This is a genomic window from Carnobacterium inhibens subsp. inhibens DSM 13024, assembly GCF_000746825.1.
Taxonomy (GTDB): domain Bacteria; phylum Bacillota; class Bacilli; order Lactobacillales; family Carnobacteriaceae; genus Carnobacterium_B; species Carnobacterium_B inhibens.
This window is the reverse complement of sequence record NZ_JQIV01000006.1, coordinates 1,822,295-1,835,496: the sequence shown is the minus strand read 5'-3', so window position 1 is coordinate 1,835,496 and position 13,202 is coordinate 1,822,295. Positions and strand designations below refer to the sequence as shown.

The following is a 13,202-nucleotide window of genomic DNA, read 5'->3' as shown; positions in this document are numbered from 1 at the left end:
CGTTAACAGTAAATGAGTGGCAGCGTGTTTTGCGTTAAAAACAGACTGCAATTTGGGTGGTAACACGGAAAATTTCGTCCCGATAAAAAGATAGCTTCTTTTTATCGGGCTTTTTTTATGCAAAAAATACAGTTTATAAGGAGCGAGAAAAATGAATATTATTGATGAATTAGAATGGCGCGATGCCATTAATCAACAAACAGATGAAACAGGTTTAAAAAAATTGATTGACCAAAAAGAAGTAGGTCTATACTGTGGAGTTGATCCAACTGGAGATAGCATGCATATTGGCCATTTGATTCCTTTTATGATTTTAAAAAGATTTCAGTTAGCTGGCCACCGTCCCGTCATCGTTATTGGTGGAGCAACTGGTTCAATTGGTGACCCAAGTGGGAAATCTGAAGAACGTGTTTTACAGACTAGCGAACAAGTTCAAAATAATGTCGATAAATTAACACATCAAATGGAAAAACTATTTGATGCTGGTAAAAATGAAAAATCTATTCGTATGGTTAACAATTTGGATTGGACAAAAGAAATATCTTTATTAGATTTCTTGCGTAATATCGGAAAAAGTTTTAACGTAAATACTATGTTGTCTAAAGACATCGTTGCCAGTCGTTTGGAAACGGGTATTTCATTTACTGAATTTACTTATCAAATTTTGCAATCTATCGATTTCTTACACTTGTACCAACATGAAGATGTTCAATTACAAATTGGTGGCGCAGATCAATGGGGCAATATTACAGCTGGTTTAGAATACATCCGTAAACAAGAAGGTTCTGACGCTGAAGCTTATGGGCTGACCATCCCGTTGATGTTAAAAGCGGATGGAACTAAATTTGGGAAAACTGCTGGTGGTGCTATCTGGTTAGATGCAGAGAAAACCACTCCTTATGAATTTTACCAATTCTGGTTAAATCAAGACGACCGTGATGTGGTCAAATACTTGAAGTATTTTACTTTCTTAACAAAAGAAGAAATTGAGGCTTTAGCTGAAAAGATAGCAATAGAGCCGCACAAACGCGAAGCACAAAAAACATTAGCCAGCGAAATGACTCTATTCGTTCATGGCGAACAAGCTTTGAAAGATGCTGAAAAGATTACTGCAGCTCTATTTTCCGGGGACGTAAAAAGTTTGACCGCTAATCAAATCGAAGAAGGTTTTAAAAATATGCCTACTTTTGAAGCTTCAAAAGAAGAGCGAAACATTGTTGAATGGTTAGTTGATGTAGTCGGCATCGAACCTTCTAGACGCCAAGCTCGTGAAGACATCAAAAATGGTGCTTTATCCATGAATGGTGAAAAAATTACCGATGTTGAAACTATTGTGACACCTGAAAACTCATTTGACGAACGCTTTATCCTTATTCGTAAAGGCAAGAAAAAATATTTCTTAATCAAGTTAGTTTAGAAGAAAAGAGTTTTGTTTGCTGAAAGTGGCAAATAAAACTCTTTTTTCATCTTCTTCACTAGTTGCAGTAAGCGTTATTATTTTACTATCTTTATTTGTAATGCTAAAATTCACCTTATAAATACAAATAAAAGGAGCGATTTTATGCGTGCAGTAACATGGCAAGGAAATGAAAAAATGGAAGTCCGAAATGTTCCAGATCCAACGATTCAAGAACCTACTGATATGATTGTCCGCATTACAGCAACAGCGATTTGCGGATCTGATTTACATTTGTATCATAATGGAAAACCTGTAATGGAAGAAGATTATGTAGTGGGTCATGAACCAATGGGAATTGTTGAAGAAGTTGGTCCTGGTGTTAAAAAGGTCAAAAAAGGCGATCGAGTCGTTATTCCGTTTAACATTGGATGTGGCGAATGTCATTTTTGTACTCACGAAATGGAAAGCCAATGCGACAACTCTAACCCAAATCCTGCTTTTGATAATGGCGGCTTGTTTGGATTTGGTAAGATGCATGGGAATTATCCTGGAGGCCAAGCAGAGTTCTTACGCGTGCCGTTCGCTGATTTTACTTCTTTCGTAGTCCCAGAAAATGACTTGCCAGATGAAAAAGTTCTTTTCTTATCTGATATTGTCCCTACTGCTTACTGGAGTGTAGAAAGCAGCGGTGTTAAAGAAGGCGATACTGTTATTATTCTTGGTTCTGGTCCAGTAGGTCTTTTCGCTCAAAAATTCGCTAAGATGAAAGGTGCTAAACGTGTTATCGCGGTTGATAATGTGAAACACCGTTTAGACCATGCACACAAAACAAATAATGTCGAAACCGTTAATTTTAAAGATGTTACGGAAGTTGGGAAATTCCTTTATGATACGACTAATGGTGGAGCAGATGTAGTCATTGACTGCGTAGGTATGGATGGTGTAGCTCCTGCTAAAGAGAAAGCTAAAACTCTTCTCAGCGTCCAAAGCGGAACCATTAGCCCACTTGTTACAGCTTCTGAAAGTGTTAAAAAGTTCGGAACGGTTCAAGTTACGGGAGTCTACATGACACCATCTGCTAGTTTCCCTATCAATGATTTCTTTAATCGAAATGTTATTTTAAAAACAGGGCAAGCTCCTGTTATTCACCTAATGCCAAAATTGTATGATATGATCGAAAAAAATCTCTTCGATCCAACAGATATCATTACGCATACGATGCCGCTTGAGCAAGCAGCACAAGCTTATGATATTTTTGACAAAAAAGCAGATCAAAATATTAAAGTTATCTTAAAACCAGGTATGGTATAGAAATAAGAGGCTGGGGACAATTGTCCCCAGCCTCTTATTTTGTATTCTAGTCCTCTTTCTACCCCACGTATTCAAAGTGAAAAGAACTTTCATTTAGGATTATTGATTAAATGAGCAGCAAATACACTTCCGTTTGACTAATAAACCAGAGTTATAGATTTTTTAAAGCTTCATCAATCGGTGAATCTCCATTTAAAAGATCAAACTCTTTATTAAAAGTCGTTTCGTTATCTAAACTAGCAACAGCCACTTCTGCTACGTCTTCACGAGAAATAGCTCCGCCTGGCAAGTTTTCAGCAACTTCAATTTTCCCTGTAGCAGGATCATTTTTCAATGCTCCTGGTCGCAAAATAGTATACGTCAATCCGCTTTGTTTCAAACAACGATCTGCATAATATTTGGCAATGTTGTAAGGTTTCATTTCTTCATTATCCCAAGCTGCACGATCATCTGAATTCATTGCACTAACAATAATAAAACGATTTACGCCAACTTCTTTTGCTGCATCCATTACTTTTACTGCTCCATCTAAGTCAATCGACATTGTTTTGTCATAACCTGTTTTTCCGCCTGAACCAGCAGAGAAAATGACAGCATCCATACCTTCAAGAGCATTTTGAATCGCTTCAATTGGTCCTTCTAAATCTGTTAAGCATGCTTCCACACCATTCATATCTAGTGCATTGGCTTGTTCTGGTTTTCGAACCATCGCCCGTACTGAGTGTTTGTCGCTTTCGTGCAGTTTATCTACGATCATTTTACCGATTTGTCCATTTGCACCTACTACTAATACTTTCATCATTTCTTGCTCCTTTCGTTTCAGTTTACTTATTAAGTGTAACAAAGAAACTTACGGATACAAACTATTTGCATTTACTCAAAAGAACTAATAAAACACAACTTTTTTTTCAGCGACAAAAAAAAAGACCCTTTACAGGATCTTTTAAAATTTGCTTAACGGTCACCATTAAAAATTGAATTTTTAACGATCACGTAATCCACTTTGCGAATCGATTCTACATCGTTTCCACCCGCATATGAGATAGAAGATTGTAGATCTTGTTTCATTTCCAATAATGTCTCAGCGATGTCACCTTTGTATTCTACAAGGATCTTTTTGCCTTCGACATTTTTGTGTTCGCCTTTTTGGTATTCAGAAGCACTACCAAAATATTCTTTGTACATTTTACCGTCTTTTTCGATCGTTTTTCCTGGAGATTGGTCATGTCCTGAGAACAATGAACCCATCATCACCATAGATGCTCCAAAACGGATCGATTTAGCGATATCTCCATGATCACGAACTCCGCCATCAGCAATCAATGGTTTTCTTGCAGCCTTAGCACACAAACGCAAAGCTGCTAATTGCCAGCCACCAGTACCAAATCCGGTTTTTAATTTTGTGATACATACTTTTCCTGGTCCAATACCCACTTTAGTTGCATCCGCTCCAGCGTTCTCTAACTCGCGAACAGCTTCCGGAGTACCAACATTTCCTGCAATCAAAAATGTTCCTGGTAAGAATTTTTTGATATGGTGAATCATGTTGATCACTAGATCAGAATGCCCATGAGCAATATCGATTGTAATATATTCTGGTACTAAGTTTTCTTTTACTAGTGTTTCAATAAAGTCATATTCTGCGTCTTTTACACCAACACTGATTGAAGAGTATAAGCCTTTTTCTGTCATACGTTGAATAAAAGGTATTCTATCTTCTTCATCAAAACGGTGCATAACATAGAAAAAATTATTTTCGGCTAACCAAACAGCTAATGTTTCATCAATAACCGTCTGCATATTGGCAGGTACAACCGGTAAATTAAATCTTCTACCGCCAAATTCAATTGTTGTATCACATTCAGTTCTACTTTTTACGATACTTTTATTAGGGATTAGTTGGACATCTTCATAGTCAAAAACTTTCATCTTTTCCTTAACCTCTTTCTGTTATGGCTCTAATTTTTAGGCTATTTTCGATTGTTTATATAAGGAGTCAAAAACACGAACATTATTTCTTTATGATTTATTCATATTTCGTCCCTAAGACAATTTACACTATATTAAGTCGTTTGTCAAAGTTATTAGATTCTTTTTTAATAAATATTCAGAAAACAGAAAAATTTCTTTAATTGGATAAAACTAACTTAATCCAACAAAATAGGCTGACAAATTAACTTAAATTTGTCAGCCTATAACACTTATTTTTTAACTGTTTTAACTTCTCTATTTCTTCTTAACGTAAACTGATTCGGGACAGGATCATATCCTCCCTTAATGAAAGGATGGCACCTTAAAATACGAGCTGTTCCCATTATAGTTCCTTTGAGGGCCCCATGTTTTTCAATAGCCTCAATAGCATAATGCGAACAAGTTGGATAATACCGACAACTTGGCTGAAACAGAGGAGAAATGCCTTTTTGATAGCCTTTAATACTAGCAATAATTACTTTTTTCATGGTCTACCTCCTACCGACTTACAGTATAGCTATCGGTCTGGATTTTGTAAAGTAATCTTGTTCGTTTATTCGATTGCTTTACGAAATTCAATAAAATGAATCGCATTAGTTGTCAATAAAGAATAAAAAGACCATTCTTCATTTAAATACTCATCTTTGATATCCAGTGCTGGACTAAGAGATTGAACAATGTGATCCATCATTTCATGATCAATGCCATACTTGCTATTCAAGTTCCACCATTTAGAGTACAACCCTCCATTATTCCGATCGAACTTCAATGTACGAATCTGATAATTTCCTGGTTTGATTCCTCTAAGATGAATATGCAATTCTTTGCTTCTATTTTTTACAAATAGTTCATCGATTGAATAACGTGGACTAAATTGTCGCTCATTAAAAATAATGAGTTGGTAGCCATCTTCGTTTTCAGTCATAATATAATCCATTCCTCGAGCAATGACCTTTCCTCTTAACTTTTCTTTAAAGCGCATTGTATAAAAAGTAGGTCTTTTTTCATTAAAGAAATGAAACAAATCTAAACTGTCAATTAAATTATTAGAACAATCTTGTAAACGTTCATGAATTTCACTATTGATCCAGAAACCAATTCCTGCTACTTCACTCTCTAATTCTAAGATTTTTTTTAGAATCAACGCTCCCCTAAAAAAATTCCCATTGATATGGTGAGTATTTCCAGATAAGATATTCCAATTAATAAGGAACATCGGTCTGTCCATTTGGTTTTGTTCTATAAAAGATTTAATTTTACGCGTTTTATTGGTAATGTAACGATGACTCTTAGAAAATTCTTCCACATTGATATCATTAAAATTAATAACTTCATTTTGATCTGCTTCATACCCGATAAATTCAATTTTATCTGCGTGTTTGATTTGCCATTGTTGGTTTTCTGGAAGCTCAACTTTTTGTTCATCAAATGGGAAAAAAGTTCCGACTTTCATTTTCTCAGATTTATTTTTGATTACTTGCCAAACTCTTAAATAGACTCGCTCTAACTCTGCTGCCTCTATCGAGCACTCTTCTTTACTATAAAATAGTATTTGCCATTTTTCTACAAAATCACGTCCAAAGACTTGAAGAGCATGTTGAATGAATTGATCGAGTTTCTTAATAGAATACTCTTCATTTTGACAAATTTGCTTGTATTCTAACTTCAAGAATATATAGATACCTTGTTCTTTTAAAAATTGTAAAACAATGTCAGAATTAGCGTATATAGGCGAACTAATAGAGACATCTACTGCATCCGATTCAGTTAAGGATATGGTATCTTCAAAGAGTTTTTGAATACCTACAAAGTCTACGCGCATTTGTTGCTTGGCTAAAATCAATTGCCGTTTTACATTTTCATTTAACAGTTCCTTTAATTCACCAATAAATATGATGTGTTTTTCATGTTTTAGTTCTTGATTATCCTCACTGTTCAACACAATTCTGCGTTCTTCAAGGTGTTCCTCGTCTATAGTGTAGCTTTGATCAATTCCTTCATCTAAATAACTGGCTAGTCGGTCTAAAATAGCTGGAGAATCCAGAACCGTATGTGCTTCAACTTTATTTATTATCGCTTCATGCTGTTCCAACTGTTCATGTTGGTGTTCTTTTCGATATTGAGCTGGGGTTTGAGTATAAATTGATTTAAAAACAACTGTATAGTTTTTGGCGGTTGAAAAACCGTTTTTCATAGCTATTTGAAACAAGTTGTCTGACGTATACAACAAATCGTCCAAACTATGCTTTAACCGGACTTGATTTAAATAATTTAAAAACCCCATACCTGTCATTTGTTTGAAATAGCGTGATAAATAGGAAGAAGATAAGTTTTCATGTTCTGCTAATTCAGACAACGTTAGAGGTTCTGCGTATCGCTGTTCAATTAATTGAATGATTCGTGCAATTCGTTCATCACTGGTATCTACGCCTTTCCAATGGGGCGCTTCTTTTTTGAAAAAACGAGTCATCAGCAACATAATTTGATACAAATTGCTTCGGATTTCTAATGTATTGCCTTCTTCTTTTCTAGAATCTGCAATCATGATTTCAGCTACCCAACGTCTGAGTTGTGCTATCATACCTTCACGTCCAGGATCTAATTCTTTAGAAAAACAAACAAAATTATAATGAAAGTATTCTTTATAATGAGTCACAAAAAATTGACTGGAAATACTAAACGTGATGATGCAATTATCTTCACTTCCCATAACCGAATAATTGTTTGTACGATTCACAACTAAAATATCGCTCTCTTCCATTTCAAAATTGCGTCCTCCAAATGAAATAGTCGCAGATCCTCTGATAACAAATAAAATTCTTGTACCATAGTACCGTTGAGGAGCGGAGTAACGAACATTCTCCATTTTGATGTCATAGTCTGCTGTACTTTCCCTTTTCATCTTCTCTACTTCTCCTTTTTCGTACTATCCCTATTTAAGTTCTAAACGAATGCCAAATTCCATATTCTTTAATAGTTTATATTTTATTCATTTCACGAGACGGTAGGAAATAGTTTTGCTTTAGCAACTTCCCTTCTACTTTCTTTACTAGTGTATATGGGTATCCTACTTTTATCAATTGTAATTAATAGACAATTTAACTCATTCTTTTACTAAACGAACTTTTATAGTATACTACAATTAATATCTGATTAGAATCAGAGGAGGTGAAAAGATGTTAATTACTGGTTGGAACGTGATAACAAACAAAGAAACAGCTTTTTTATATGTTATCCGTGCCGAATTTTCCGCTGTTTAGTTGAAATTGGTGAAGTGTGCCCTTTTTTAACTAAATTTAGAATGGAAAAACCAGAAAAGCATCTTTTCACAACACGTTGAGCTTCTTAAGGAGGCTTTTTATACGCAGTTGTTTTGAAAGAGAGGTCTTTTCCTCTCTTTTTTGCTGTTTCCGGTAGACGGAGGAACTAAAATGAGTATTTTTAATATGAAAAACGTAACGCAAACTTATGGTGCTGATACTATCTTTAGTGATTTAAGCTTAGATATCAACACTCCTAAAAAAATTGGCTTGATTGGACAAAATGGCGAAGGAAAAACGACTCTGCTTAAGCTTATAGCTGGTATTGAACAGCCAAGCACTGGTGCAATTTCTTGGCAAAAAAACTTAACAATCGGATTACTTGCTCAACTTCCTAAACAAGATGATCACCTGTTAGTTTATAAAATTTTAGCAAAAAGTTTTTCAGACGTTTTTCTTTTGGAAAATAAAATGGAACAAATCAGTTTACAAATGTCAGATCCTACTGCAAATTTAGAAAAACTTTTAAATCAATATGGCCAATTGCAACAGGATTTTGAAGAATTAGGCGGATACGAAGTAGATGCTTCTATTCGTCGGGTAGCAAGCGGCTTGCAGCTCGATTCTCTTCTTGAAAAAGAATGGGTCAATTTGAGCGGTGGAGAACGGACAAAAGTCGGATTAGCAAAAATTTTATTGGAACAACCCAACTTACTTTTGCTTGATGAACCAACGAACCATCTAGATATTCTAGCTATCGAATGGTTAACTCATTTTGTGAACACCTATGATGGGACTGTTATCATCGTTTCGCATGACCGCTATTTTTTAGATGAGGTTGCACAAGAAATCATTGAGATTGAACAAGGAGAGCTGCATTACTATCCTGGCAATTACTCTAACTATGTTAAAGAACGAGAAAACCGGATACTAAATGAGTTTCAAAGCTATCAAGATCAACAGAAAAAAATTAAAAAAATGAAAGAAGCGATTAAACGCTTAAAAGAGTGGGCCAATCGTTCTAATCCTCCAAGTGATGCAATGCACCGTCGTGCAAAAAATATGGAAAAAGCTTTAGCTAGAATTGAATTAGTAAAAAAACCACTGCTTGAGCAAAATAAAATAGCTGTTCAACTAACTACCAAACAGCGATCTAGTAAAGATATTTTCAAACTGACCGGAGTTAGTAAACACTATGAAGAGAAAGTATTATTTGAAAATCTTGCTCTGCATGTTCATTATCAAGATCGAATTGCCATTGTTGGCGCAAACGGAACTGGGAAAAGCACTTTATTAAACCTACTGTTAGGAAAAATCGAACCTGATACGGGAATAGTTGAAGCAGGTTCTTCCATTTCAATTGGCTATCTTTCCCAACATGCTTTTGAAATGGATACAAACGTTAAAGTGATAGAAGAGTTTCGCGATAAAATTCACGTTTCAGAAGGTGAAGCTCGTCATATTTTAGCTGAATTTTTATTTTATGGTCAAGATGTCTTTAAAAAAATAAATCAGCTGTCTGGTGGAGAAAAAATGCGTCTTCGATGGGCGCAGCTCGTTCACTTAAATCACAATGTTCTTATTTTGGATGAGCCTACGAATCACTTAGATATTGATTCAAAAGAAATGATTGAAGAAGCATTAAGCCTATTCAAAGGAACCATTATTACGGTTTCACATGACCGCTACTTTTTAGATAAGTTTTTTGATAAAACCTATCTTTTACAAAATAGGCAACTTATAGAATATTTCGGGAATTATTCTTATGCCCGCTCAAAAGCTGACCAATTTTTTAGATACCCCCATAGTTAAAGTTCTGGAAAATAGACTACAAGAATACACGCTCACTTACGGATTACTATTCCATAAGTGAGCGTGTATTTTTAATCCATAAACTATCATTAAAATTTGCAGAATATGCGAACATGGCTCCTATATCAAAAACTACTAATACACTTTTGTAATGGCTATACTAGTTCAAAGCTTATTTTACTCACTCCAGTTTCGTGGACTCCATAAGGTTCCATCCAATTCGCCTTCCATCTGACGAATCCTTTCAACTTGCTCGTTGATTAAATCTCTGACAGCTTTTAATAGCGCTTTTTGCTTATAATCCCGACTCGTTTGAATGACTCGTTCAAGTTCTTGAAGCAACCACTCTTTTTGTTCCAATTCATTCGCCTACCTTCGTTCTTTTAATTAGCCTAATTCATTTGATCTAAGACTATTTTCAATTCGTCGATTGTGTCTCGACTTTCTTCAATAAACTCTATCGTTTGCTCTAAAATAAATTGGTCTCCTTCATTTAACTTGCTTAAATCTGTCGATTTTAGTTCTTGTAGGAACCACTTTTCTCGTGCTTCTAGACTGTCGTCTTTTTCTTGAGTCAAATATTGTTGATAGCGAATCAATAGAGTCATCTTTTGGTCTTCCGTCAAATAACTGAATTGAAAAATCGGCAATGTTTTAAGGAATGTCATTTTTGTCTTAAGAGCTAGGGCTTGATAAGGTTTGGTTAATTCATCAATACTGAAGCCTTCACGCCCTCCAGGTTGATATTCTTCTTTTTTTACACCAATCGTTACTATTAAGCCAAATTCTTTTCCTGTTAAAGCTTTCCCATTTTTCCCATAAGCAAATCCATCTGTTAGTACATCATCTTGCCACTTTTTTAATAGTGCTGGAGAACTATACCAATAGAAGGGAAACTGAAAGATAATACGATCGTGTTCCTTTAGCAGTGCCTGTTCTTTTTCTACATCTATCTTGAAATCCGGGTAAAGAGATTCCAAATGATGAACCGTTATGTCCTTATTATCAGGAATTGAACTCAATAAATATTGTTGGCTTCCTGATTCCATTATGTCGGGATGAGATATAATCACTAAAGTTTTCACTATTTACCTCCATCTTTTATATTGATGTGTCTTTGATCAAATTAGTCTTTAAAGTATTCTAGCATGTCTTCTTTCACCACAGATAGTAAAGGCAGCTTCTGAACGGGAACCAGTTCTATGTCTAAAGTGGTCAATAAATTTTCTAAGCAACTAGCAATTTTAACATAACGATTAGCATTTACGACAATCTTGGGTGGTTTACCATTCTGTGCCAAGATCAATTGAATGATGATACGCTGAATTTTTTCAGCTTCTATTGGGTTAACAAATTCACTGCAGATCACTTCACTATTTTTTGTATCTGCTACAATTAACAAACTGGGAAATATAGGACGTCCACCGTTTGGAGGAACAACCGGTACTCCAATAAAATCAATGTCTAATTCCCATATCGTATGTTTCATTTTTTGATTGTTTACTCGTTTCATTTCAAAGTCAGTTAATTTGATTGAGGCATATTCCACTTCATTATCTAATACTCCTTCTAAAATAGCTTCAGGTACAACATAAAAGCCATCTTCGTAAGAACCGTCTCTCTTATAAGTGCGCATTAAAATTTCATAGGTTTCTTGTTCTTTTTCATAAAATTGTAAAGATGCTCGAAAATCAGTTGCTGTTTCAATTAACTTTTCAAATACAGCTATCAGGAAAGACACATCTTTTTCATTTATCGCAAATGGATAATAGCCTGGTTTATAATCAGTAAATACCGGCCAAGCTTTTTTGCCTCTAAATGTTACACCGCTAGCTTTTATCTTTTCATACTCTTCTTTTGGAATTTCTTTGCGGTCCTCAAAATTTAAAGAAATACATTTGTGCGTTTGAAGCATTTCTATTGCTGAATTAAACTCACTAAACTCAGCCTGTTTACGCATTTCAAAATAATAAGACAGTTCTTCTAAATTTCGATAAATCAAAAAGCCAAAATTTTGTTCCGCTTTTCCTAGTATTGAAATAAAAACAGGGTCTTTATGGTCTGGCAATTGAATGCCTATAATATCATTGTCCCAATAATCTTCCCAAAAGTTTGCTTGATAAAGTTTCTTTACAAGTGAATACAACTGTACTTGATTATTCATTCTATGTTCTCCTTCATCTTTAATTTCTTTTTTCACTTTTTAGTACGATAGAGGATACAATTTATTCACATTTGTCTTATATACTAACAGTATACCAAAACAATATACAACCAACCTTTTATTTTTTCACTTTTACTCCTCCAAAGTAAATTTTGAATATCCTTTCCTCTTCCATTTTTGAATGGAAGAGTTTTTTTGTACCCTCTATTCAATTGTTATATTTGTCCTCTATCTTAAAAACGGTTACAATAGTAGTGAAACCATTTTTAAATTACTTTAGGGGGTCTGGAAAATAATGAAAAAAATTATCAATGATCCATCAAATATATTAGATGAAATGTTAAATGGCTTAGTCTTTGCTTATGAAGATTTAGTTGAACGCTTGCCAGAAACATCTGTCATCCATCGTAAAGGCGAAAAAACTGGAAAAGTTGGATTAGTAAGTGGTGGTGGAAGTGGACATGAACCATCTCATGCAGGGTTCGTTGGAAAAGGAATGCTATCAGCCGCCGTTTGTGGTGAAGTATTTACATCCCCTACTCCTGATCAAATTTTAGAAGGTATCAAAGCTAGCGATGAAGGTAAAGGTGTCTTTTTAATCATTAAAAATTATTCTGGAGACGTTATGAACTTTGATATGGCTAAAGAATTAGCGGAAATGGAAGATATTGAAGTTGATTATATTGTAGTAGATGACGATATAGCCGTTGAAGACAGTACGTATACTGCTGGAAAACGTGGTATTGCTGGTACTGTTTTGGTTCATAAAATTTTAGGTGCTGCTGCCGAAAAAGGCTTGTCACTAAAAGAAATTAAAGAATTAGCAGATAAACTTATCCCAGAGGTCAAATCATTGGGTGTAGCTTTAAACCCTGCTACTGTACCAGAAGTTGGTAAACCAGGATTTGAATTAATGGATGACGAAATTGAATTTGGCGTAGGTATCCATGGTGAACCTGGTTACAGTAGAGAAAAACTTCAACCTTCTGCTGCCTTAGCTAAAGAACTTGTAAACCAGTTGAAAAAAGAATTCCAATGGCAAAAAGGAGATTCATTTGCAGTTCTAGTGAATGGTATGGGTGGTACTCCATTGATGGAACAATTTATTTTTATGAATGATGTAAAACAATTATTAGCAGACGAAGGAATAACTTTATCGTTCAGAAAAGTCGGCGATTATATGACTTCCATCGATATGGAAGGTCTATCTTTAACTTTAGTTAAGCTAGAAGACTCTAGCTGGTTAGAGTACTTAAACGCCCCTGTAACAACTATTGCTTGGTAA

Annotated in this window: 11 protein-coding genes and 1 other annotated feature (1 of these 12 cut by a window edge); of the genes, 4 read left to right on the top strand and 7 right to left on the bottom strand. The window is 34.9% G+C overall.

Annotated features, from left to right (window positions below; all coding sequences use genetic code 11):
• Positions 1-85: a binding site (T-box leader), on the top strand; it begins 132 nt to the left of the window's first position.
• A gap of 66 nt (positions 86-151) precedes the next feature.
• A complete protein-coding gene (tyrS, locus tag BR65_RS09955; RefSeq protein ID WP_034538043.1) occupies positions 152-1,417 on the top strand; it encodes a tyrosine--tRNA ligase in 1,266 nt (421 codons plus the stop codon).
• Between the two features lie 144 nt (positions 1,418-1,561).
• Positions 1,562-2,710, top strand: a complete 1,149-nt coding sequence (locus BR65_RS09950) for a zinc-dependent alcohol dehydrogenase (RefSeq protein WP_023176560.1) — start codon at positions 1,562-1,564, stop codon at positions 2,708-2,710.
• A 151-nt stretch (positions 2,711-2,861) separates the two neighbouring features.
• On the opposite strand, the gene BR65_RS09945 is transcribed toward BR65_RS09950, so the two are convergent.
• From BR65_RS09945 to BR65_RS09930, 4 genes are all read right to left on the bottom strand, one after another.
• The gene (locus tag BR65_RS09945; protein ID WP_236620726.1) at positions 2,862-3,512 is read right to left on the bottom strand and encodes an SDR family oxidoreductase; all 651 of its coding nucleotides are present in this window, start codon (positions 3,510-3,512) and stop codon (positions 2,862-2,864) included.
• Positions 3,513-3,664: 152 nt separating this feature from the next.
• The gene (guaC, locus tag BR65_RS09940; RefSeq protein WP_034538042.1) at positions 3,665-4,639 is read right to left on the bottom strand and encodes a GMP reductase; all 975 of its coding nucleotides are present in this window, start codon (positions 4,637-4,639) and stop codon (positions 3,665-3,667) included.
• A 272-nt stretch (positions 4,640-4,911) separates the two neighbouring features.
• Positions 4,912-5,169, bottom strand: a complete 258-nt coding sequence (yidD, locus tag BR65_RS09935; protein ID WP_034538041.1) for a membrane protein insertion efficiency factor YidD — start codon at positions 5,167-5,169, stop codon at positions 4,912-4,914.
• 65 nt (positions 5,170-5,234) lie between these two features.
• Positions 5,235-7,583, bottom strand: coding sequence for a helix-turn-helix domain-containing protein (locus BR65_RS09930; RefSeq protein ID WP_023176553.1), 2,349 nt, complete (start codon positions 7,581-7,583; stop codon positions 5,235-5,237).
• 529 nt (positions 7,584-8,112) lie between these two features.
• Here BR65_RS09930 and abc-f point away from each other — a divergent pair.
• A complete protein-coding gene (gene abc-f, locus BR65_RS09925; RefSeq protein ID WP_034538040.1) occupies positions 8,113-9,753 on the top strand; it encodes a ribosomal protection-like ABC-F family protein in 1,641 nt (546 codons plus the stop codon).
• 177 nt (positions 9,754-9,930) lie between these two features.
• Here abc-f and BR65_RS09920 read toward each other — a convergent pair whose 3' ends face one another.
• Genes BR65_RS09920 through BR65_RS09910 form a run of 3 tightly spaced genes read right to left on the bottom strand, consistent with a single transcriptional unit; the run spans position 9,931 to position 11,917 of the window.
• Positions 9,931-10,113, bottom strand: coding sequence for a hypothetical protein (locus BR65_RS09920; RefSeq protein ID WP_023176550.1), 183 nt, complete (start codon positions 10,111-10,113; stop codon positions 9,931-9,933).
• Positions 10,114-10,145: 32 nt separating this feature from the next.
• Positions 10,146-10,838 (bottom strand): NAD(P)H-dependent oxidoreductase, encoded by a 693-nt coding sequence (locus BR65_RS09915; protein ID WP_034538039.1) that lies wholly within the window; start codon positions 10,836-10,838, stop codon positions 10,146-10,148.
• Between the two features lie 41 nt (positions 10,839-10,879).
• Entirely contained in the window at positions 10,880-11,917 is a 1,038-nt protein-coding gene (locus BR65_RS09910) for a DUF7309 domain-containing protein (protein WP_023176546.1), read from the bottom strand.
• 295 nt (positions 11,918-12,212) lie between these two features.
• Here BR65_RS09910 and dhaK point away from each other — a divergent pair, with 295 nt between their 5' ends.
• A complete protein-coding gene (gene dhaK / locus BR65_RS09905) occupies positions 12,213-13,202 on the top strand; it encodes a dihydroxyacetone kinase subunit DhaK (protein ID WP_034538038.1) in 990 nt (329 codons plus the stop codon).